Below are 20,642 nucleotides of genomic sequence, written 5' to 3'. Positions count from 1 at the left end.
CAGAGTCTGTTTGAAAACTCGCGAAAGAGCGAGTTTTTAGACCGCACCGGCCCGCTCCCCTACCCGACCTCCCATAGAATACCCTGATTGGGAGGTCGGGTGGGGGGAGCGGGCCGGTGCCGCGAAACGCGCCCTCAGCGCGTTTTCAAACAGACTCTCAGGTGTCAGGCGAGTTGCTCTTCGCTCGGCGCGTCGATCATCTTGAATTCGCGCGGGGAGCCCAACACCGGCGTGACAGCCACCTCTGCCGCGGTGGCCTGCGCGGAGAAATGCTTGAGCCGGCCGTCGACATGCGCGCCGGTTTCGAGCGAAATCGTGTCGTATTCGACATCGCCGGTGATCCGGGCACCCGCTTCCACCGTCAACTGGCGGATCGACACCGCGCCCTCGATCCGGCCGGCGATGCGCGCGGTCTCGGCGCGGACCTGGCCCTGGACCAGTGCTTCCGCCCCGACGACAAGGCTGCCGCAGTCGAGATCGCCCTCGATCCGTCCCTCGATATGCAGGTCGGCCGAGGCGCGGACATTGCCCGTCACGACGACATCGGCGCCGATTACCGAGAAGCCGGCGCCGGAGCTGCCGTTGGTCCGGCGCGCCGTGGTGGCCGCAGGCTGATAGGTTGGCGCCGGCGCGGCGTCACGCTTGTTGAACATCCCATACCCCTTTGTGCGAGTCCCGAGTCCCGCGCGCCAGCCTAGCCAACTCCTCATCCGGCGGGATAGGGCCGAACCGGGTTGAGCGGCAGGCCGTTGTCGTTGGCAGGCGAGACGAGCATAGGACGCAGCGAAAGCAGGGTCGCGGCAATCATCGGCACAGCGCCCAGCATTGCCCAGGCCGGCATCCCGGTCAGATGCCCTGCCAGAGCCAATGAGGTTCCGGACGTGGTCAGCGCCGCGATGCGCCAGGACCTGCGGTTCTCGATCAGCAGCGCCACCAACACAGTGAGAGCCGTGACCGGCAGGAAGCTGTTCCAATGCATTCCGGGCAGGAGCCCGACCAACAGGAGGCTCGTCGCCATCCCGCTCGCGATCAGATCGCGATCGCTCGGACGACGCCAGGCGAACCGCGCCGCAAGCCATGCCGCAACCCCGATCGCTGACGCGAGTGCCAGTCCGCCGAACGGCAAAAGATTGATCCAGGGCAGTGCCTGGATAATCGCCCAGATCGAGGGGGCGTCGTTCGACAGCCGCGGCGAAGCTTCGGCCTGACCGACATAGAGGTGGGACCAATCGATCCACGGCAGGCCGGCTAGTCGGAAAGCCGTCACCGCGAGCAGGCAGGTGAGGGGAGCGACCAGCCACAGCCGAAGCGGGGCACGCTTCCCAATCAGGAACCCCAGGACCAGCGGCAGCAATGTGGCGTTGATCGGACTCCCCGCGATCGCCAGCCCCACCAGCGCCAGCATCGTCGCATGGGGCAGTGGCTTGCTGGGCGCCACGATGGCAGGAAGGGAATAGCCGGGAGGTTGCACGCCCGCGCCTTAGCGGGGGGTGAGTTAGCACCGCGTAAAATTCCGTTGACTGCATCGACCGTAATTGAGCGGTCGTCCCTCGCGGCTTGCATCGCTCACGGGAACATCGCGAATCCCGGAACGCCATTGGCCGTTTACGCTCCAGGCCCCGTTGACCGTTTCCGACTCCCCGTCTATAGGCGCGCCCGCTCACTCGGCATTCTTGCCGTGCGGGTAAGAGCTGAACGTTGCCGGAAGACACGGACCCGGGAAGCCGAAAGGCGCTCCCTCGGTCCTTTTTCGTATTCGCTAACAATGGCTCCCGGCAAAGTAACCGCCAGACGTCTCTGGTAACATAAAGGTGAAGGGCTTCATGCCGACGATTAACCAGTTGGTCCGCAAGGGCCGTGATCCGCAGAAGGCCAAGTCGAAGGTCCCTGCGATGGAGCAGAACCCGCAGAAGCGCGGCGTCTGCACCCGCGTCTATACGACGACTCCGAAGAAGCCGAACTCGGCTCTGCGCAAGGTGGCCAAGGTTCGCCTGACCAACCAGCGCGAAGTCATCAGCTACATCCCCGGTGAAGGCCACAACCTTCAGGAGCACTCGGTGGTCCTGATTCGTGGCGGCCGTGTGCGCGACCTTCCCGGCGTGCGCTACCACGTGCTGCGCGGCGTGCTCGACACGCAGGGCGTCAAGGATCGCAAGCAGAGCCGTTCGAAGTACGGCGCGAAGCGTCCGAAGTAATCACACAGCCAGAGTAAGCCCCGGACGGGTTCCGGATCGGCTGAAGTTTGTAAAGGAAGTTCAAGATGGCTCGTCGTCGTCGTCCCGAAAAGCGGGAAATCCTGCCTGATCCCAAGTTTGGGGATGAGGTGCTGTCGAAGTTCATGAATTCGGTGATGCTGGACGGTAAGAAGTCGGTCGCCGAAGGCATCGTCTATACCGCGCTCGACACCGTCGAAACGCGCGCCAAGAAGGACCCGCTCGCGGTGTTCCACGAGGCGCTCAACAACATCAAGCCGGGCATCGAAGTCCGCAGCCGCCGCGTCGGCGGTGCGACCTATCAGGTTCCCGTCGAGGTGCGTCCCGAGCGTGCTCAGGCGCTCGCGATCCGCTGGCTGATCTCGGCCGCGCGTTCGCGGTCGGAGAACACCATGTCGGCTCGCCTGTCCGGCGAGCTGCTCGACGCGTCGAACAACCGCGGCAACGCGGTCAAGAAGCGCGAAGACACCCATCGTATGGCCGAAGCGAACCGCGCTTTCAGCCATTATCGCTGGTAATAAAACCGGATCGGCCGGCTCCGCTGCGGTGGAGCCGGCGGTCTGGTATTGGTAATTTAATTACCTACATAGCGGGCAGCCGGATCGGCCGGCTCCCCACATTCCAAGGAAGCTACGACCATGGCCCGCAGCCATCCGCTCGACCGCTATCGCAACATCGGCATCATGGCGCACATCGACGCCGGCAAGACGACGACGACCGAGCGCATCCTCTATTACACCGGCAAGTCCTACAAGATCGGCGAAGTGCACGAAGGCACCGCGACGATGGACTGGATGGAGCAGGAGCAGGAGCGCGGGATCACGATCACGTCGGCTGCCACCACATGCAAGTGGAAGGCCGAGGACGGCCAGGGCCCCGAGCACCTGATCAACATCATCGACACTCCCGGCCACGTCGACTTCACGATCGAAGTCGAGCGTTCGCTGCGCGTGCTCGACGGTGCGGTCGCGTGCTTCGACGGCGTTGCCGGTGTCGAGCCGCAGTCGGAGACGGTGTGGCGTCAGGCCGACAAATACGGCGTTCCGCGGATGTGCTTCGTCAACAAGCTCGATCGCACCGGTGCCGATTTCTATTATTGCGTCGACTCGATCATCGAGCGCCTGGGCGCGCGTCCGGCCGTGTTGTATCTGCCGATCGGCATCGAGGGCGGCTTCAAGGGCCTTGTCGACCTGGTCAACAATCGCGCGATAATCTGGCTCGAAGAGAGCCTGGGCGCGAAGTTCGAATATCAGGACATCCCCGAGGACATGGTCGAAAAGGCGGCCAAGTACCGCAACGATCTGATCGAGATGGTCGTCGAGCAGGACGACGACGTCATGGAGCAGTATCTCGAGGGCAATGAGCCCGACGTCGCGACGCTGAAGCGGCTGATCCGCAAGGGTACGCTCGCCATGGCGTTCGTGCCGATCGTCTGCGGCTCGGCGTTCAAGAACAAGGGCGTGCAGCCGTTGCTCGACGCGGTCGTCGATTATCTTCCCAGCCCGCTGGACATTCCGGACGTGCAGGGCGTGAAGCTCGACGGCGAGACCCCGGATTCGCGTCCGGCGAGCGATGATGCGCCGCTGTCGCTGCTCGCGTTCAAGATCATGAACGACCCGTTCGTCGGCTCGCTCACCTTCGCGCGCATCTATTCGGGCACCCTCGCCAAGGGCGGTTACCTGAATTCGGTGAAGGACAAGAAGGAAAAGATCGGCCGTATGCTCCTCATGCACGCGAACTCGCGTGAGGACATCGAGGAAGCGCGCGCCGGCGACATCGTTGCCATCGCGGGTCTCAAGGAAACGACGACCGGCGATACGCTGTGCGATCCCGCGCATCCGATCATTCTCGAGCGCATGGAGTTCCCGGACCCCGTCATCGAGCTGTCGGTTGAGCCGAAGACCAAGGCCGACCAGGAAAAGATGGGCATCGCGCTCAATCGTCTGGCCGCCGAGGATCCTTCGTTCCGCGTTTCGACCGATCACGAATCGGGCCAGACCATCATCAAGGGGATGGGCGAACTCCATCTCGAGATCCTGGTCGACCGCATGAAGCGCGAGTTCAAGGTCGAGGCCAATGTCGGCGCGCCGCAGGTGGCGTATCGCGAATATCTCGGGAAGAAGGTCGATATCGACTACACCCACAAGAAGCAGTCGGGCGGCTCGGGCCAGTTCGGCCGCGTGAAGGTGACGGTGATCCCGGGCGAGCGTGGTTCGGGCTTCCAGTTCTTCGACGAGATCAAGGGCGGCAACATCCCGCGCGAATATATCCCGTCGGTGGAAAAGGGCTTCCGTGAGACGGCGGAAACGGGCTCGCTGATCGGCTTCCCGATCATCGACTTCGAAGTCCACCTGACCGACGGCGCCTATCACGACGTCGACTCGTCGGCGCTGGCGTTCGAAATCTGCGCGCGTGGCGCGATGCGCGAAGCGGCTCAAAAGGCCGGCATCAAGCTGCTCGAGCCGATCATGAAGGTCGAGGTCGTCACCCCGGAAGATTATCTGGGCGACGTCATCGGCGACATGAACAGCCGTCGTGGCCAGATCCAGGGCACCGACGCGCGCGGCAACGCGCAGACCGTCGAGGCGATGGTCCCGCTCGCCAACATGTTCGGTTACGTGAACCAGCTCCGCTCGTTCACCCAGGGCCGGGCGAGCTACTCGATGCAGTTCTCGCACTACGACGAAGTGCCGCAGAATGTGGCCGACGAAGTGAAGGCGAAGCTGGCGTAACCTAAAAACTCCCGCTATGGGGCCGCCTTCGCGCGAGTCCCGTGGTGGATTTCACGAAAACGATTTTCCAGAAGGTAGGGAAAAATGGCGAAGGCAAAGTTTGAGCGGAACAAGCCGCACATGAACATCGGCACCATCGGTCACGTCGACCATGGCAAGACGTCGCTGACCGCGGCGATCACCAAGGTGCTGGCAGAAAACGTCGCGGGCAACGCTGCGGTCGACTTCGCCAACATCGACAAGGCTCCGGAAGAGCGCGAGCGCGGCATCACCATCTCGACCGCGCACGTCGAGTATGAGACCGCCAACCGCCACTATGCGCACGTCGATTGCCCGGGCCACGCCGACTATGTGAAGAACATGATCACCGGCGCCGCCCAGATGGACGGCGCGATCCTGGTCGTGTCGGCGACCGACGGCCCGATGCCGCAGACCCGTGAGCACATCCTGCTCGCGCGCCAGGTCGGCGTGCCGGCGATGGTCGTGTTCATGAACAAGGTCGACCTGGTCGATGACGAAGAGATCCTGGAGCTCGTCGAGCTCGAGGTTCGCGAGCTGCTGTCGGCTTACGACTTCCCGGGTGACGACATTCCGATCATCAAGGGTTCGGCCACCGCCGCGCTCAGCGGTTCGGACGCCAAGCTCGGCACCGAAGCCGTGCTCGAGCTGATGAAGGCGGTCGACGAGTACCTGCCGCAGCCGGAGCGTCCGCTCGATAAGCCGTTCATGATGCCGATCGAAGACGTGTTCTCGATCTCGGGCCGCGGCACCGTCGTGACCGGCCGCGTCGAGACCGGCGTGGTCAAGGTTGGTGAGGAAGTCGAGATCGTCGGCATCCACCCGGAAGTCCGCAAGACCACCGTCACCGGCGTCGAAATGTTCCGCAAGCTGCTCGACCAGGGCCAGGCCGGCGACAACATCGGTGCGCTGATCCGCGGCGTCGGCCGTGAAGAGGTCGAGCGTGGCCAGGTTCTGGCCAAGCCGGGCTCGATCACGCCGCACACCGACTTCGCGTCGGAAGTGTACGTCCTGTCGAAGGACGAAGGCGGCCGTCACACACCGTTCTTCGCGAACTATCGTCCGCAGTTCTACTTCCGCACCACGGACGTCACCGGCACCGTCGAGCTGCCGGCCGGCACCGAGATGGTCATGCCGGGCGACAACGTCGCTCTCGGCGTGAAGCTGATCGCGCCGATCGCCATGGACGTCGGCCAGCGCTTCACCATCCGTGAGGGTGGCCGCACCGTCGGTTCGGGCATCGTCTCGGGCATCAGCAAGTAAGCTGATCCCCAAACGACCGCCCCGGCGCCCAAAAAAAGGGCGCCGGGGCGGTTGCTTTTTGTAGGAAGCGCCTGTATCCGCGCGCCTCCAGTTTAGTTTGAACAGCAAGAGGCTGCCCCCGTTTTGGGGAGCTGCCCCGCTCTTTGGCATCGGTAGGAACCATGGACAGCAATATCCGTATTCGCCTCAAGGCGTTCGATCATCGCGTGCTCGATCAGGCGACCGGCGACATCGCCGACACCGCCCGCCGCACTGGCGCCCTCATCCGTGGTCCGATCCCGTTGCCGACGCGCATCGAGAAGTTCACCGTGAACCGCGGCCCGCACATCGACAAGAAGTCGCGCGAGCAGTTCGAGGTTCGCACCTACAAGCGCATGCTGGACATCGTTCAGCCGACCCCGCAGACCGTCGATGCTTTGATGAAGCTCGATCTCGCCGCGGGCGTTGACGTAGAGATCAAGCTGGCTTAAGGGCCCGCATCCCGTCGCGGTCTGACGAATCGTCCCGCGACAATAACTTGTGCTTCCGCTTCGGCTGGAAGCCCAGACGGACCCCCGCTCAGCGAGGGAAAATCTGAGAGATATGAGATACCGCCAGCCGCTTCGGCAGCTGGGACAGCGTCTCCCGTCACGCCTTCTGCTAGAAGGCAACCGGCCCGGGACGGGGGCACGCTTCGCATTTCCGGGCCGAGGAGGTCATCGATGCTCAGGCATGGATGGTTTCCACAAGCACCCTTGGGATGGTCCCTTGGGTGCCTCTGTTATGGAGTGAACGGATCATGCGCACTGGCGTGATCGCGAAGAAGTTGGGGATGACCCGCCTGTTCCAGGACGATGGCCGCCACGTGCCGGTCACTGTCCTGTCGCTCGAAGGGCTGCAGGTTATCTCCCGTCGCGAAATGGATAAGGACGGCTACACCGCCGTTCAGCTCGGGGCCGGTACGGCCAAGGCGAAGAACGTCGCCAAGCCGCAACGCGGTCACTTCGGCAAGGCGGAAGTCGAGCCCAAGGCGATCGTCGCGGAATTCCGTGTCGACGAAGATGGCCTGCTCGACGTTGGCGCCGAAATCTCGGCCGACCATTTCGTCGCCGGTCAGATCGTCGACATCCAGGGCAAGACCCAGGGTAAGGGTTTCCAGGGCGGTATGAAGCGCTGGGGCTTCGGTGGTCTGCGCGCGACGCACGGCGTCTCGGTCTCGCACCGCTCGCTCGGTTCGACCGGCCAGCGTCAGGATCCGGGCAAGGTCTTCAAGAACAAGAAGATGGCCGGCCACATGGGTGACAAGTATCGCACCCAGCAGAATCTCGAAATCGTCGGCACCGACGTCGAGCGCGGTCTGATCTTCGTGAAGGGCTCCGTGCCCGGCTCGAAGGGCGGCTGGCTGTTCGTCAAGGATGCCGTCAAGGTCGCCCGCCACGCCGACGCGCCGTATCCGGCCGGGCTGAAGCAGGCTGCCAACAGCAACAACGCTCCCGCAGAGACGCCCGCCGAGACGGTGGACGCCCCTGAGGCGACCGACGGCCAGGAGGGCTGAACGTGAAGGTCAAGGTTCAATCCTTCGACGCCAAGGCGAAGGCCGCGGACATCGAGCTCAACGACGAGGTCTTCGGCCTCGATCCGCGCGCCGACATCCTGCACCGCGTCGTTACCTGGCAGCTCGAAAAGCGTCGTCCGACGGCGCGCGGCACGCGTGAGCGCGCCGACGTCGCCCGCACCGGCAAGAAGTACGGTCGGCAGAAGGGCGGCGGTACCGCTCGTCACGGCGATCGCCGCGCTCCCGTCTTCATCGGCGGTGGTAAGGCTCACGGCGCCCGCGTTCGCGACTTCAATCCGTCGCTGAACAAGAAGATCCGTGCGCTCGGTCTCAAGATGGCCCTGTCGACCCACGCCAAGGCCGGGTCGCTGATCGTCATGGACTCGATCGCGGTGGATGGCGGCAAGACGAAGACGCTGAAGGGCGACATCGCCAAGCTCGGCTTCGGCAAGACCGCTCTGGTGATCGATGGCGACGCCGTCGAGAACACCTTCGCGCTCGCCGCCGGCAATCTTCGCGAGATCAACGTTCTCCCGGCTGCCGGCGCGAACGTCTACGACATCCTGAAGCATGACACGCTGGTGCTGACGCGCGCTGCGGTCGAGAAGCTGGAGGCGCGTTTCAATGGCTAAGAAGCCGACCAAAAGCGCGGTCGACATCCGTCACTATGACGTGATCGTCGCCCCGCACATCACCGAGAAGTCGACGCTCGTCAGCGAGCAGAACGCGGTGGTGTTCAAGGTTGCGCGCGACGCGACCAAGCCGGAGATCAAGGCTGCCGTCGAGGCGCTGTTCAATGTCAGCGTGTCGAACGTCAACACGATCGTCCAGAAGGGCAAGACCAAGAAGTGGAAGGGCGCTCCCTATACGCGCTCTGACATGAAGAAGGCGATTGTCACCCTCAAGGAAGGTCAGTCGATCGACGTGACCGAAGGGGTCAAGGCGTAATGGCACTCAAGCATTACAACCCGACGAGCCCGGCCCGCCGTGGCTTGATCCTCGTCGACCGTTCGGCGCTGTACAAGGGCAAGCCCGTCAAGGCGCTGACCGAAGGCAAGCGCAAGACCGGCGGTCGCAACAACAAGGGCCATGTCACATCGCGCGGCATCGCCGGCGGTCATAAGCAGCGTTATCGTATCATCGATTTCAAGCGCCGCCTGTGGGACGTCGACGGCACCGTCGAGCGGATCGAATACGATCCCAACCGTACCGCCTTCATCGCTCTGGTGAACTATGGTGCGGGTGAGGACGGCAAGGATCGCGTTGCCTATATCATCGCGCCGCAGCGTCTGGCCGTGGGCGACAAGGTCGTCGCCGGCAAGAAGACCGACGTGAAGCCGGGCAATGCCATGGAGCTGGGCCAGATGCCGGTCGGCACCATCGTCCACAACGTGGAGATGAAGCCAGGCAAGGGTGGCCAGATCGCGCGGTCGGCAGGGACCTATGTCCAGGTCGTCGGTCGCGACCGCGGCATGGTGATCGTTCGCCTCAACTCGGGCGAGCAGCGCTACATCCCGGCGGACTGCATGGCGACGGTCGGTGCGGTGTCCAACCCGGACAATCAGAACACCAACCTCGGCAAGGCTGGCCGCAATCGCTGGAAGGGCATCCGCCCGCTGACCCGCGGCGTCGCCAAGAACCCGGTCGACCACCCGCATGGCGGTGGTGAAGGCCGGACCTCGGGCGGCCGTCATCCGGTCACCCCGTGGGGCAAGCCGACCAAGGGTGCCCGCACCCGTCACAACAAGCAGACCGACAAGTTCATCATCCGGTCGCGTCACGCGAAGAAGAAGGGCTAACCGCTCATGGCTCGTTCCGTTTGGAAAGGTCCGTTCGTCGACCTCAGCCTCCTGAAGAAGGCGGAAGTCGCTCAGGAATCGACTGGTCGCTCCGGCCCGATCAAGACCTGGTCGCGTCGCTCGACCATCCTGCCGCAGTTCGTCGGCCTGACCTTCAACGTCTACAACGGCCGCAAGTTCGTGCCGGTGTCGGTGAATGAGGACATGGTCGGCATGAAGCTCGGCGAGTTCGCGCCGACCCGGTATTTCCCGGGTCACGCGGCCGACAAGAAGGGCAAGCGTTAAGATGTCGAAGCCTCAGTCTCCCCGCAAGGTCGGCGACAAGGAAGCGCTGGCCGTTGCTACCCAGATCCGTGGCTCGGCGCAGAAGCTGAACCTGGTCGCGGGCCTGATCCGCGGTCGTAAGGCCGGCGACGCGCTCAACATCCTCGCCTTCTCCAAGAAGGCGATGGCGGTCGATGCGCGCAAGGTGCTCGCCTCGGCGATCGCCAACGCGGAAAACAACCACAACCTCGATGTCGACGCTCTCGTCGTCGCTGAGGCGTCGGTCGGCAAGTCGATCACCATGAAGCGCTTCGCGACCCGCGGCCGTGGCAAGTCCACCCGCATCCTGAAGCCGTTTTCGCGCCTTCGCATCGTCGTCCGCGAGCAGGAAGAAGCATAATGGGTCACAAGAGCAATCCGATCGGCCTGCGCCTGCAGATCAACCGTACCTGGGACAGCCGCTGGTTCGCGGAAGGTCAGGATTACGGCAAGCTCCTCCTCGAGGACCTGAAGATCCGCAAGTACATCCTCGACACGCTGCCCCAGGCCGCGATCTCGAAGGTCGTGATCGAGCGCCCGGCCAAGCTGTGCCGCGTGTCGATCTATGCCGCGCGCCCCGGCGTGATCATCGGCAAGAAGGGTACCGACATCGAAAAGCTGCGGCGCAAGCTCGGCTCGATGACGGGCTCGGACGTGTCGCTGAACATCGTCGAGATCCGCAAGCCCGAGATCGATGCCAAGCTCGTCGCGCAGGGCATTGCCGACCAGCTCGAGCGCCGTATCGCGTTCCGTCGCGCCATGAAGCGCGCGGTGCAGTCGGCGATGCGCCTGGGTGCCGACGGCATCCGCGTGCAGTGCGGCGGCCGTCTCGGCGGCGCCGAGATCGCGCGCACCGAGAGCTATCGTGAGGGCCGGGTGCCGCTGCACACGCTGCGCGCCCACCTCGATTATGCCGAAGCGCAGGCGCACACCGCTTACGGTGTCTGCGGCGTGAAGGTGTGGGTCTTCAAGGGCGAGATTCTCGGCCATGACCCGATGGCGCAGGAGCGGTTGATGATGGAGGCTCAGACCTCCGGCGTGCGCCCGGCGCGCGAAGACCGCCGCTAAGGACAACAGGACATGCTGCAACCAAAACGCACCAAGTTCCGCAAGGCGTTCAAGGGCCGTATCCACGGTGACGCCAAGGGCGGCGCGACGCTCAACTTCGGCTCCTATGGGCTGAAGGCGATGGAGCCGGAGCGGATCACCGCGCGCCAGATCGAGGCGGCTCGCCGCGCGATCACGCGTCACATCAAGCGTCAGGGACGCTTGTGGATCCGCGTCTTCCCGGACGTGCCGGTCTCGTCGAAGCCGGCCGAAGTCCGCATGGGCTCGGGCAAGGGCTCGCCGGAATTCTGGGCGGCCCGGGTCAAGCCCGGCCGCATCCTGTTCGAGCTCGACGGCGTTCCCGGCCCGCTGGCCGCCGAAGCGTTCGAGCGCGCAGCGATGAAGCTGCCGATCAAGACGAAGGTCGTGGCGCGCCTCGGCGACACCTCGCACCTCGGAGGCGAGTAAGATGGCGAACAAGATCGACTATAGCGGCATGGACGAGCAGACGCTCGACCAGGAACTGGGCAATCTGAAGCGCGAGGCGTTCAACCTTCGCTTCCAGGCGGCGACCAGCCAGCTCGAGAAGCCGAGCCGCGTGCGCGAAGTTCGCCGCGACATCGCTCGCATCAAGACCCTGCAGACCGCGCGTTCGCGCGCTGCGGCAAAGTAAGGAAACGGACATGCCGAAGCGCGTGCTGACCGGGCAGATCGTCTCGGACAAGGGCGACAAGACGGTGGTCGTGAACGTGGAGCGCAAGGTCAAGCATGCGCTCTACGGCAAGATCATCCGCCGCTCGAAGAAGTATCACGCCCATGACGAGGGCAACGAATACAAGCAGGGTGAAACCGTGCGGATCGAAGAGACCGCGCCGATCTCCAAGCTGAAGACCTGGAAGGTGATCGAGCGGGTTGACACCCATGCGACGCCGGAGCGGGTCGACGTCGACGCGTAAGCGTCAGCAGTTTTCATCGGAACCGCCGGGCCAGTCCCGGTAGGCCAAACGAGAAGGAACCGGATCGATGATCCAGATGCAATCCAATCTCGACGTCGCTGACAACAGCGGCGCGAAGCGGGTGCAGTGCATCAAGGTGCTGGGCGGCTCGAAGCGTCGCACGGCCGGCGTTGGCGACATCATCGTCGTCAGCGTCAAGGAAGCGCAGCCTCGCGGCCGAGTGAAGAAGGGCGACGTTCACCGCGCAGTGATCGTGCGTACCGCCAAGGACATCCGCCGTCCCGACGGTTCGGTGATCCGCTTCGATTCGAACGCGGCCGTCCTGGTCAACAAGAACGAGGAGCCGATCGGCACCCGCATCTTCGGCCCGGTCGTGCGCGAACTGCGTGCCCGCGGTCACATGAAGGTGATCAGCCTGGCTCCGGAGGTGCTGTAATGGCTGCTGCGAAGATCAAGAAGGGTGACCAGGTGATCGTCCTGTCCGGTAAGGACAAGGGGCGCACCGGTGAGGTCATCAAGGCGATGCCGAAGGACGGCAAGGTCGTCGTGTCGGGTGTCAATGTGCACGTCCGTCACGTGAAGCCGAGCCAGACCAACCCCCAGGGTGGTCTCGATCGCTCGGAAGCGCCGATGCACGTGTCGAAGGTTGCCCATGTTGTGGACGGCAAGCCGACCCGCGTCCGTTTCGAAACGGGCAAGGACGGCAAGAAGGTCCGCGTCGCGGTCAAGACCGGGAAGAAGATCGATGGCTGACAAGTACAAGCCCCGCATGCAGGGCATCTACGAGGACCGCATCATCAAGGCGATGACCGATAAGTTCGGTTACAAGAACGCCCTTGAAGTGCCGCGGCTCGAGAAGATCGTGCTCAACATGGGCGTCGGCGAGGCGACCCAGGACAAGAAGAAGGTCGAGCAGGCCGCTTCCGAGATGGAGCTGATCGCGGGCCAGAAGCCGGTGATCACCAAGGCGAAGAAGTCGATCGCGCAGTTCAAGCTGCGTGAAGGCATGCCGATCGGCGTGAAGGTCACCCTTCGCCGTGAGCGCATGTACGAATTCCTCGACCGCTTCATCACGATCGCGCTTCCGCGCGTTCGCGACTTCCGCGGCCTCAATCCGAAGTCGTTCGACGGTCGCGGCAATTACGCGATGGGTCTCAAGGAACAGCTCGTGTTCCCGGAGATCAACTATGACCGCATCGACAAGGTGCGCGGCATGGACGTCATCGTCACCACCACCGCGAAGACCGACGACGAGGCTCGCGAGCTTCTTCGCCTCTTCGGCTTCCCGTTCCCCATCGAGGCGGACGGCGAAGCGAAGCAGGCGGCATAAGGGAAAGAGAACTTAAGTCATGGCGAAACTGAGTTCCGTGAACAAGAATGAGCGTCGCAAGAAGCTGGTGGCGAAATATGCCAACCGCTATGCGAAGCTGAAGGCGCAGGCCAACGACAAGTCGGCCGACGAGACCGAGCGTCTGATCGCGCGGCTGAAGATGGCCGAGATTCCCCGCAACGGGAATCCGACCCGCATCCGCAACCGTTGCGAAGTGACGGGCCGTCCCCGCGCTTATTACCGCAAATTCCGACTCTGCCGTGTGCAGCTGCGCGAGCTGGCCAATAAGGGCCTGATCCCCGGCGTCACGAAGTCGAGCTGGTAAGGACACGAAGATGGCAGTGACCGATCCCCTGGGTGATATGCTCACCCGCATCCGCAACGGCCAGCGCGCGCGCAAGGACTCGGTCCTTTCGCCGGCGTCGAAGTTGCGCGTCCGCGTGCTCGATGTTCTCCAGCGTGAGGGCTATATCCGCGGTTATTCCGAGGAAGAGATGGGGCCCGCCAAGGGCATCCGTATCGAGCTCAAATATTTCGAGGGCCAGCCGGCCATCAAGCATGTCGCGCGCGTCTCGAAGCCGGGCCGCCGCGTGTACAGCGGTTCGCAGGAACTGCCGCGTGTGATGAACGGCCTGGGCATCACCATCGTCTCGACGCCGCGCGGCGTGCTCTCGGATGCCGAAGCACGCGAGCAGAATGTCGGCGGCGAAGTGCTGGCGGAGGTGTTCTGATGAGCCGCATTGGCAAAAAAGCGGTCGCGATTCCGAGCGGTGTCACCGCAACGGTCGCCGACGGCACGCTCAGCATGAAGGGCCCGAAGGGCACCCTTACCATGCCGATGGCCGACGAGGTCGTCTATGACGTCCAGGCCGACTCGATCGGCGTCAAGCCGGCCAACGAGACCAAGCGCGCTCGCGCGTTCTGGGGCATGCAGCGTACGCTGGTTCAGAACCTGGTGACCGGCGTGACCGACGGCTTCACCAAGAAGCTGCTGATCACCGGCGTCGGCTACCGCGCCAACGCGCAGGGCAGGAAGCTGAAGCTGCAGCTCGGCTACAGCCACGATGTCGATATCGACGTGCCGGAGGGCCTGACGGTCGCTACCCCGGACAATACGACGGTCGAGATTTCGGGCGCCGACAAGCAGAAGGTCGGCCAGCTGGCCGCCGAGATCCGCCGCTGGCGTAAGCCCGAGCCGTACAAGGGCAAGGGCATCAAGTACGACGGCGAGTACATCTTCCGTAAGGAAGGGAAGAAGAAGTAATGACCAAGGGTCTTTCGCTTTTCGAGAAGCGCCGCCGGCGCAATCGTACCGCGCTCCGTGCGCGTGGCGGCGGTCGTCCGCGCCTCTCGGTGCATCGTTCGGGCAAGCACATCTATGCCCAGGTTATCGACGACGAGAACGGCAAGACCGTTGCCGCCGCGTCGAGCCTGGAAAAGGACGTGCGCGACAAGTCGGGCGCGAACATCGACGCTGCGACCGCAGTCGGCAAGCGCGTGGCGGAAGCCGCGGTGAAGGCCGGGGTCAAGCAGGTCGTGTTCGATCGTGGCGGCTTCCTGTTTCATGGCCGCGTCAAGGCGCTGGCCGATGCGGCTCGTGAAGCCGGACTGGAGTTCTGAGAATGGCTGACGAAACCAACCCGACGGTCGACGCTCCCGTCGATGCTCCTGCGGCCGAAGCGACGACCCATGAGGCGCCGCAGGGTGGCCGTGGTGGCGGTCGTGGCGGCCGTGGCCGTGGCGGCCCGGGCGGCGGTGGCGGCAATCGTGGCGGCCGTGATGGCGGCCGCGGCGGACGTCGCGACGATCGTCGTGGCCAGGGCAATGACGATGGCGGCGAAGAGCTGATCGAAAAGCTCGTCCACATCAACCGCGTCTCGAAGACGGTGAAGGGCGGCAAGCGCTTCGGCTTCGCGGCGCTGGTCGTCGTGGGCGACGGCAAGGGTCGGGTCGGCTTCGGTCATGGCAAGGCGCGCGAAGTGCCGGAGGCGATCTCCAAGGCGACCGCCGCTGCCAAGAAGCACATGATCCGCGTTCCGCTGCGCGAAGGCCGCACGCTGCACCATGATGGCAATGGCCATTTCGGTGCGGGCAAGGTCACGCTGCGCTCGGCGCCGCAGGGTACCGGCATCATCGCCGGTGGTCCGATGCGCGCCGTGTTCGAATCGCTCGGCGTCGCCGACGTGGTGACCAAGTCGGTCGGCACGTCGAACCCCTACAACATGATCCGCGCCACCTTCGAGGCGTTGGGCGACCAGACTTCGCCGAAGTCGGTTGCGCAGCGGCGCGGCAAGAAGATCGCCGACCTGCTCGGCCGTGGCGGCGCCGACAAGGGCGTTGCCGAGGCTGAAGCCCTGGCGATCGCGGAGTAATCGACATGGCAGCCAAGAAGGAAGCCGCGACTGGCACGGTGAAGATCACCCAGACCGGTTCGCCGATCCGCCGCACCAAGGACCAGCGTTCCACGCTGATCGGCCTGGGCCTCAACAAGATGCACCGGACCGTCGAGCTCAAGGACACGCCCGAGGTTCGCGGCATGATCAAGAAGGTCGCTCACATGGTGAGCGTGGCCGAATAAAATACTGCCGTCATCCCCGCGAAAGCGGGGACCCATCTCCTCACCGAGGATCTGGGTTCGACGGCAGTGAATTGGGCCCCTGCATTTGTGGGGGTGACGAAGTTGGGGAACCGCGTCCCCCAGTTGCACGACCCCCGCTTTCGCGGGGGCAGGCAAAAGCGAAAGCGAGTGCACGATATGAAACTGAACGAACTGCGCGACAACCAGGGCGCGCGCCATCGCAAGATCCGCGTCGGCCGTGGCATCGGCTCGGGCAAGGGCAAGACCGCCGGTCGTGGCCAGAAGGGCCAGAAGAGCCGTGAAGGCGTCTCGATCGCGGGCTTCGAGGGCGGCCAGATGCCGCTCCACATGCGTCTGCCGAAGCGCGGCTTCAACAACATCTTCGCCAAGGACCACGCCGAGGTGAATCTCGGCGCGATCCAGAAGGCGGTCGATGCCGGCAAGCTCGACGGCAAGGGCACGATCGATCACACCGCGCTGCAGGCTGCTGGCCTGGCGCGTGGTGGCAAGGACGGCGTCCGTCTGCTCGGCAAGGGTGAACTGACCGCCAAGCTCAGCTTCCTGGTCGCCGGCGCGTCGAAGGGCGCGATCGAGGCGGTCGAGAAGGCGGGTGGCAAGGTCGAGGTGATCGAAATCGTCTCCGCCGCCGACAAGGCTGCCGCCAAGAAGGGCGTCAAGTATCGCGAGCGCAAGGCCGACAAGGAAGCCAAGCAGGCCGCCGCGAAGAAGTAATCCACACCGGTCCGTCGCTTGTGCGACGGGCGACAGGTGACAAGGCCGAATGGGCGCCTATATGAGCGGCGGGGGCGCGGGACACGCATCTCCGCCGTTTTTATTTCGGGACGATCAAATAAATGGCATCCGCAGCCGACAGTCTGGCCTCAGGGCTCAACCTTTCCAAGTTCGCCCAGGCGACCGACCTCAAGAAGCGGCTGTGGTTTACGATCGGCGCGCTGATCGTTTTCCGCCTGCTCAGCTACGTCCCGCTGCCCGGCGTCGATCCGACCGCGCTCGGCGTGCTGTCGAACCAGACCAATGGCGGCGTGCTCGACTTCTTCAACAATTTCTCGGGCGGGTCGCTCAAGCGCATGTCGCTGACCGCGCTCGGCGTCATGCCCTATATCACCGCCTCGATCGTGGTGCAGCTCGCGACCTCGCTGTCGCCGACGCTGGCGGCGATCAAGAAGGAGGGGGAGAGCGGGCGCAAGCGGCTCAACCAATATACCCGCTACGGCACCGTCGCGCTGACTGCGGTGCAGGGCTGGTTCATAGCGGTCGGGCTTGAGGCCTATGGCGCCAATGCCGGCGTCCAGGCGGTGGTCGAACCCGGCATGCTGTTCCGCGTCGGCGCGGTGATCAGCCTGGTCGGCGGCACGATGTTCCTGATGTGGCTGGGCGAGCAGATCACCAGCCGCGGTATCGGCAACGGCGTCTCGCTGATCATCATGGCCGGCATCGTCGCCAACATGCCGACGAACATCTACAACCTGGTCAATGGCAGCCGCACCGGCAGCATGGACAGTTTTCAGGTGATCGGGATCATCGTCGCGGTGGTCGCGATCATCCTGTTCATCTGCTTCATGGAGCGCGCGCAGCGGCGTATCCTGATCCAATATCCAAAGCGACAAACCCAGCGCGGCGTCCAGTCGGACCGCAGCCACTTGCCGCTGAAGCTCAACACCGCTGGCGTGATCCCTCCGATCTTCGCCTCGTCGCTGCTGCTGATGCCGCTGACCATCACCCAGCTCGCGGGCAACAAGGTCAAAGGCGATACCTGGTGGGGCGATGTCGTTATCGGCCTCAACCAGTATCTCCAGCACGGTTCGGTCCTGTACATGACGCTGTACGGCCTGGGGATCATCTTCTTCTCGTTCTTCTACACCGCCGTGGTGTTCAATCCCGAAGAGACCGCGGACAATCTCAAGCGCTATGGCGGGTTCATCCCCGGCATCCGTCCGGGCAAGAACACCGAAGCCTATTTCGATTATGTGCTGACCCGCATCACCGTGATCGGCGCGGCCTATCTGGCGGTGATCTGTCTGGTGCCGGAATATCTCGTCTCCGCGCTCAAGATCCCGTTCTACCTCGGCGGCACCAGCCTGCTGATCGTCGTCAACGTGACGATGGACACGGTGACCCAGATCCAGTCGCATTTGCTGGCGCACCAATATGGTGACCTCATCAAGAAGGCGAAGTTGAAGGGCGGCCGTCTCCGCTAGAGAGGCGCACGTCAACAGGGAGACAAAAGGGTGCGTCCTTCTATGCCGGAGCGGCCTGGATCGCTCGCAGAGAACCGCTGGCAAGGAGCGCAGCGCAGGCGCGTAGCTGCGCTACGCGCAAGCAAGCGACGCAGACCAGCGGCTCTCTGCGAGCGACCGCTTCGGGGCGGGCGGCTTTTGGCGCACAGCGGCGTCGCGCGTCGATCACGATGCCCTGGCATCGCTCTCTCCTTGCTTCTAGCTGAGCGTCAAAATCCGCTCCGTCCAGGTCACTCCGGCATAGAAGGACGCACCCACACGTGAACATCATCCTCCTCGGCCCACCGGGCGCCGGCAAGGGCACCCAGGCGGCGAAGCTTGTCGCTGATCGCGGCATGGCCCAGCTGTCGACCGGCGACATGCTGCGCGCCGCGGTGAAGGCGGGGACGCCGACTGGACTCAAGGCCAAGGCGATCATGGAAGCCGGCGAATTGGTTCCCGATGACGTGGTGTCGGGAATCATCGGCGAGCGGCTCGACCAGATGACGGCAGGCGAGGGCGCGATTTTCGACGGCTATCCGCGCACTGCCGCGCAGGCCGAAGCCCTCGACCAGTTGCTCGCCGATCGCGGCCGCAAGCTCGACCGTGTGATCGAACTGACGGTCGATGAGGATGCGCTCGTCGAGCGCATCACCGGCCGCTACACCTGCGCCAAATGCGGCGAGGGCTATCACGACAAATTCAAGCAGCCCAAGGTTGCCGGTGTCTGCGACGTCTGCGGATCGACCGAATTCAAGCGCCGCCCCGACGATAACGAGGAAACCGTCCGCACCCGGATGGCCGAATATCGCGGCAAGACGGCGCCGATCATCCCGATCTACGAAGCGCGCGGCATCCTGACGCGGGTCGACGGCATGGCGGATATCGACCAGGTCAGCGCAGCGGTGGCAGCAGCTCTCGACGGCAACTAAGGCGATAGAGCCTGAGCTCGACCTTCTTCTTCTGGCAAATAGTCGCCATCCCAGCGAAACACCCTCCCGTCACCCAGCGAAAGCTGGGGTCTCGTGGTTACTAAGCGATCGCGCCGCCGCTTGAGATCCCAGCTTGCGCTGGGATGACCGGAGTGGCCGGAGTGACGGATAGCGTATGGCACGATAGTCTCCCTAAATCCTGAGGGGGATCCGACATGCTCCGCATCTTCATCGCCGCTACCACCGCCGTCCTGCTGGCCGGTACAGCGCCACCCGCCATCGCCGACGTCGTGAAGGCCGAAGCCGCAGGCTTCGTCGTCGAAAAGACCGTCACGATCGACGCTTCGCCTGACACGGTATGGGAGACACTACGCGCGCCCCAACGCTGGTGGTCGAAAGAGCACACCTGGTCGGGCGATTCCGCCAATCTCTATATCGACAGTCAGGCGACGGGCTGTTTCTGCGAGAAACTGCCTGGCAGGGGCAGCGTCCAGCATGCTCGCTTGATCTTCGTCGACAAGGGCAAGCTACTACGGATGGAAGGCGCCTTCGGCCCGCTCCAGGGCGAGGCGATCGTCGCGACACTGACCTTCGAGCTGTCGCCGGAGGGCGACAAGGCGACCAAGGTCAAGATGACCTATGTTGCCGGCGGCTACTAGCCGACCGGCTTCGACAAGCTGGCCCCGGCAGTCGATAGCGTTTTGAGCGCGCAACTCGACGGATTGAAGGCGGCCGCCGAAGGCCCACCGCCCGCGCCGGTCACTCCTCCTTCCGACAAATGAACGGCGCGGGGCGGGAACGCCAATTGCGGGTCCGGCGTTCGGTGTGGCGGGCGTTGAAGGAGGATAGCCGATGCGCATCGATGGCGGCAACCGTTGGGCACTAGGCCTTGGTCTTGGTGTCTTGGCGGCAATCGCCGGCGGCATGGTCGCGGCCAATGACACCGTCGCCGCGATGAACCCGTTCTATACCAACCAATCCATTGCGTTTGATCGATCGGGTCGCGACGCGGAGATTGTCGATACGTCCTTCGTACAGCCGAACGACGCACTACCCGATACCGGCGATCTCAGCTATGGACGCGGCCAGCCCGACGATATGCAATACGCCGCCGTCGATTCCCGCTGAACCGCCTGGCTCGATGCGCGGGCTGCGCTTGACACTGCGACGACTCAACCCTAAGTGAGCGCCCTTCCGATACACCGGCTGACCGGCGGCGCTTGCCTGCGTCCGCCGCTGTCGTGCGTTTCGGGCATCGCGATGAGATGGGGTGCGTGGCAGCCATGCCGCACTCCGTGGAGCTAGGAGAATAAATTTCATGGCACGTATTGCGGGTGTCAACATCCCGACCAACAAGCGCGTAGTGATCGCGCTCCAGTATATCCACGGCATCGGCCCTGCCAAAGCCAAGGAAATCACCACGAAGCTGAACATCGCGCCTGAGCGCCGCGTTCAGGACCTGACCGACCAGGAAGTGCTGCAGATCCGCGAAGCGATCGACGCCGGCTACACGGTCGAAGGCGATCTTCGTCGCGAGACCGCGATGAACATCAAGCGCCTGATGGATCTGGCCTGCTATCGCGGCCTGCGCCATCGCAAGGGTCTGCCGGTCCGCGGCCAGCGCACGCATACCAATGCGCGCACTCGCAAGGGCAAGGCCAAGCCGATCGCCGGCAAGAAGAAGTAAGCAGGCGCGCTTG

The 20,642-nt window shown here is 64.0% G+C and carries 32 protein-coding genes; 30 read left to right on the top strand and 2 right to left on the bottom strand.

All coding sequences use genetic code 11. The features are described from left to right. Positions 1 to 164: 164 nt before the first annotated feature. Together SPR01S_RS21085 and SPR01S_RS01755 are read right to left on the bottom strand one after the other, a co-directional pair. On the bottom strand, positions 165 to 653 hold the full coding sequence (locus SPR01S_RS21085; RefSeq protein ID WP_084250852.1) for a bactofilin family protein: 489 nt from the start codon (positions 651 to 653) through the stop codon (positions 165 to 167). Between the two features lie 53 nt (positions 654 to 706). Then, positions 707 to 1,471 (bottom strand): hypothetical protein, encoded by a 765-nt coding sequence (locus tag SPR01S_RS01755; RefSeq protein ID WP_157081847.1) that lies wholly within the window; start codon positions 1,469 to 1,471, stop codon positions 707 to 709. A 352-nt stretch (positions 1,472 to 1,823) separates the two neighbouring features. Here SPR01S_RS01755 and rpsL point away from each other — a divergent pair, with 352 nt between their 5' ends. The 30 genes from rpsL to rpsM all read left to right on the top strand — a co-directional run bounded on the left by rpsL (position 1,824) and on the right by rpsM (position 20,629). Next, the gene (gene rpsL, locus SPR01S_RS01750; protein ID WP_022691828.1) at positions 1,824 to 2,195 is read left to right on the top strand and encodes a 30S ribosomal protein S12; all 372 of its coding nucleotides are present in this window, start codon (positions 1,824 to 1,826) and stop codon (positions 2,193 to 2,195) included. 65 nt (positions 2,196 to 2,260) lie between these two features. Continuing rightward, the gene (gene rpsG / locus SPR01S_RS01745; protein ID WP_066584022.1) at positions 2,261 to 2,731 is read left to right on the top strand and encodes a 30S ribosomal protein S7; all 471 of its coding nucleotides are present in this window, start codon (positions 2,261 to 2,263) and stop codon (positions 2,729 to 2,731) included. Positions 2,732 to 2,851: 120 nt separating this feature from the next. Continuing rightward, positions 2,852 to 4,945, top strand: a complete 2,094-nt coding sequence (gene fusA, locus SPR01S_RS01740) for an elongation factor G (protein WP_066584019.1) — start codon at positions 2,852 to 2,854, stop codon at positions 4,943 to 4,945. Positions 4,946 to 5,029: 84 nt separating this feature from the next. Beyond that, the gene (gene tuf / locus SPR01S_RS01735) at positions 5,030 to 6,226 is read left to right on the top strand and encodes an elongation factor Tu (protein ID WP_066584009.1); all 1,197 of its coding nucleotides are present in this window, start codon (positions 5,030 to 5,032) and stop codon (positions 6,224 to 6,226) included. Positions 6,227 to 6,387: 161 nt separating this feature from the next. Then, positions 6,388 to 6,696 carry a 30S ribosomal protein S10 gene (gene rpsJ, locus SPR01S_RS01730; protein WP_007406109.1) on the top strand — a complete coding sequence of 103 codons (309 nt, stop codon included), beginning with the start codon at positions 6,388 to 6,390 and terminating at the stop codon, positions 6,694 to 6,696. Between the two features lie 308 nt (positions 6,697 to 7,004). After that, positions 7,005 to 7,760, top strand: a complete 756-nt coding sequence (rplC, locus tag SPR01S_RS01725) for a 50S ribosomal protein L3 (RefSeq protein WP_066584007.1) — start codon at positions 7,005 to 7,007, stop codon at positions 7,758 to 7,760. Between the two features lie 2 nt (positions 7,761 to 7,762). Then, on the top strand, positions 7,763 to 8,392 hold the full coding sequence (gene rplD, locus SPR01S_RS01720; RefSeq protein WP_066584006.1) for a 50S ribosomal protein L4: 630 nt from the start codon (positions 7,763 to 7,765) through the stop codon (positions 8,390 to 8,392). Beyond that, positions 8,385 to 8,708, top strand: coding sequence for a 50S ribosomal protein L23 (locus tag SPR01S_RS01715; RefSeq protein WP_066584004.1), 324 nt, complete (start codon positions 8,385 to 8,387; stop codon positions 8,706 to 8,708). Before rplD ends, SPR01S_RS01715 begins: the two co-directional genes overlap by 8 nt. Then, on the top strand, positions 8,708 to 9,559 hold the full coding sequence (rplB, locus tag SPR01S_RS01710; protein WP_066583996.1) for a 50S ribosomal protein L2: 852 nt from the start codon (positions 8,708 to 8,710) through the stop codon (positions 9,557 to 9,559). The genes SPR01S_RS01715 and rplB overlap by 1 nt, the downstream gene beginning before the upstream one ends. A gap of 6 nt (positions 9,560 to 9,565) precedes the next feature. After that, positions 9,566 to 9,844 (top strand): 30S ribosomal protein S19, encoded by a 279-nt coding sequence (gene rpsS, locus SPR01S_RS01705; RefSeq protein ID WP_066583994.1) that lies wholly within the window; start codon positions 9,566 to 9,568, stop codon positions 9,842 to 9,844. A gap of 1 nt (position 9,845) precedes the next feature. Beyond that, positions 9,846 to 10,223 carry a 50S ribosomal protein L22 gene (rplV, locus tag SPR01S_RS01700; protein ID WP_066583992.1) on the top strand — a complete coding sequence of 126 codons (378 nt, stop codon included), beginning with the start codon at positions 9,846 to 9,848 and terminating at the stop codon, positions 10,221 to 10,223. Next, positions 10,223 to 10,930, top strand: a complete 708-nt coding sequence (rpsC, locus tag SPR01S_RS01695; protein WP_066583990.1) for a 30S ribosomal protein S3 — start codon at positions 10,223 to 10,225, stop codon at positions 10,928 to 10,930. Before rplV ends, rpsC begins: the two co-directional genes overlap by 1 nt. A 12-nt stretch (positions 10,931 to 10,942) precedes the next feature. Continuing rightward, on the top strand, positions 10,943 to 11,377 hold the full coding sequence (gene rplP, locus SPR01S_RS01690) for a 50S ribosomal protein L16 (protein WP_066583987.1): 435 nt from the start codon (positions 10,943 to 10,945) through the stop codon (positions 11,375 to 11,377). A 1-nt stretch (position 11,378) separates the two neighbouring features. Continuing rightward, positions 11,379 to 11,582, top strand: coding sequence for a 50S ribosomal protein L29 (gene rpmC / locus SPR01S_RS01685; protein WP_066583985.1), 204 nt, complete (start codon positions 11,379 to 11,381; stop codon positions 11,580 to 11,582). Between the two features lie 10 nt (positions 11,583 to 11,592). Next, positions 11,593 to 11,865: a 30S ribosomal protein S17 gene (gene rpsQ / locus SPR01S_RS01680; protein WP_066583982.1), complete on the top strand. Its 273-nt coding sequence runs from the start codon at positions 11,593 to 11,595 to the stop codon at positions 11,863 to 11,865. 67 nt (positions 11,866 to 11,932) lie between these two features. Further along, a complete protein-coding gene (gene rplN, locus SPR01S_RS01675) occupies positions 11,933 to 12,301 on the top strand; it encodes a 50S ribosomal protein L14 (protein WP_066583980.1) in 369 nt (122 codons plus the stop codon). Beyond that, positions 12,301 to 12,618 (top strand): 50S ribosomal protein L24, encoded by a 318-nt coding sequence (gene rplX, locus SPR01S_RS01670; protein WP_066583978.1) that lies wholly within the window; start codon positions 12,301 to 12,303, stop codon positions 12,616 to 12,618. Before rplN ends, rplX begins: the two co-directional genes overlap by 1 nt. Beyond that, positions 12,611 to 13,195 (top strand): 50S ribosomal protein L5, encoded by a 585-nt coding sequence (rplE, locus tag SPR01S_RS01665; protein WP_066583976.1) that lies wholly within the window; start codon positions 12,611 to 12,613, stop codon positions 13,193 to 13,195. Before rplX ends, rplE begins: the two co-directional genes overlap by 8 nt. A 19-nt stretch (positions 13,196 to 13,214) precedes the next feature. Further along, positions 13,215 to 13,520 carry a 30S ribosomal protein S14 gene (rpsN, locus tag SPR01S_RS01660; RefSeq protein WP_066583975.1) on the top strand — a complete coding sequence of 102 codons (306 nt, stop codon included), beginning with the start codon at positions 13,215 to 13,217 and terminating at the stop codon, positions 13,518 to 13,520. A 10-nt stretch (positions 13,521 to 13,530) separates the two neighbouring features. Then, positions 13,531 to 13,926 (top strand): 30S ribosomal protein S8, encoded by a 396-nt coding sequence (rpsH, locus tag SPR01S_RS01655; RefSeq protein ID WP_066583973.1) that lies wholly within the window; start codon positions 13,531 to 13,533, stop codon positions 13,924 to 13,926. After that, positions 13,926 to 14,459 (top strand): 50S ribosomal protein L6, encoded by a 534-nt coding sequence (gene rplF / locus SPR01S_RS01650; RefSeq protein WP_066583969.1) that lies wholly within the window; start codon positions 13,926 to 13,928, stop codon positions 14,457 to 14,459. The genes rpsH and rplF overlap by 1 nt, the downstream gene beginning before the upstream one ends. After that, positions 14,459 to 14,815: a 50S ribosomal protein L18 gene (gene rplR, locus SPR01S_RS01645; protein ID WP_066583967.1), complete on the top strand. Its 357-nt coding sequence runs from the start codon at positions 14,459 to 14,461 to the stop codon at positions 14,813 to 14,815. The genes rplF and rplR overlap by 1 nt, the downstream gene beginning before the upstream one ends. Before the next feature lie 2 nt (positions 14,816 to 14,817). Beyond that, a complete protein-coding gene (rpsE, locus tag SPR01S_RS01640; protein ID WP_066583965.1) occupies positions 14,818 to 15,567 on the top strand; it encodes a 30S ribosomal protein S5 in 750 nt (249 codons plus the stop codon). Between the two features lie 5 nt (positions 15,568 to 15,572). After that, positions 15,573 to 15,773, top strand: coding sequence for a 50S ribosomal protein L30 (gene rpmD / locus SPR01S_RS01635; RefSeq protein WP_066583962.1), 201 nt, complete (start codon positions 15,573 to 15,575; stop codon positions 15,771 to 15,773). A 177-nt stretch (positions 15,774 to 15,950) separates the two neighbouring features. Further along, positions 15,951 to 16,505, top strand: coding sequence for a 50S ribosomal protein L15 (gene rplO, locus SPR01S_RS01630; protein WP_066583960.1), 555 nt, complete (start codon positions 15,951 to 15,953; stop codon positions 16,503 to 16,505). 122 nt (positions 16,506 to 16,627) lie between these two features. After that, positions 16,628 to 17,992, top strand: a complete 1,365-nt coding sequence (gene secY, locus SPR01S_RS01625; RefSeq protein WP_066583958.1) for a preprotein translocase subunit SecY — start codon at positions 16,628 to 16,630, stop codon at positions 17,990 to 17,992. A 299-nt stretch (positions 17,993 to 18,291) separates the two neighbouring features. Beyond that, positions 18,292 to 18,942, top strand: a complete 651-nt coding sequence (locus tag SPR01S_RS01620) for an adenylate kinase (protein WP_066583957.1) — start codon at positions 18,292 to 18,294, stop codon at positions 18,940 to 18,942. Between the two features lie 215 nt (positions 18,943 to 19,157). Further along, the gene (locus SPR01S_RS01615; RefSeq protein WP_066583954.1) at positions 19,158 to 19,601 is read left to right on the top strand and encodes an SRPBCC family protein; all 444 of its coding nucleotides are present in this window, start codon (positions 19,158 to 19,160) and stop codon (positions 19,599 to 19,601) included. Positions 19,602 to 19,794: 193 nt separating this feature from the next. Continuing rightward, positions 19,795 to 20,070, top strand: a complete 276-nt coding sequence (locus SPR01S_RS01610) for a hypothetical protein (RefSeq protein ID WP_066583944.1) — start codon at positions 19,795 to 19,797, stop codon at positions 20,068 to 20,070. A 190-nt stretch (positions 20,071 to 20,260) separates the two neighbouring features. Further along, positions 20,261 to 20,629, top strand: a complete 369-nt coding sequence (gene rpsM / locus SPR01S_RS01605; protein ID WP_066583942.1) for a 30S ribosomal protein S13 — start codon at positions 20,261 to 20,263, stop codon at positions 20,627 to 20,629. Positions 20,630 to 20,642: the final 13 nt, after the last annotated feature.

Origin of the sequence: Sphingomonas pruni NBRC 15498 (genome assembly GCF_001598455.1) — a bacterium.
Lineage (GTDB): Bacteria > Pseudomonadota > Alphaproteobacteria > Sphingomonadales > Sphingomonadaceae > Sphingomonas > Sphingomonas pruni.
The sequence above is the reverse complement of the archived record's forward strand: the minus strand, read 5'-3'. Positions and strand labels throughout refer to the sequence as shown.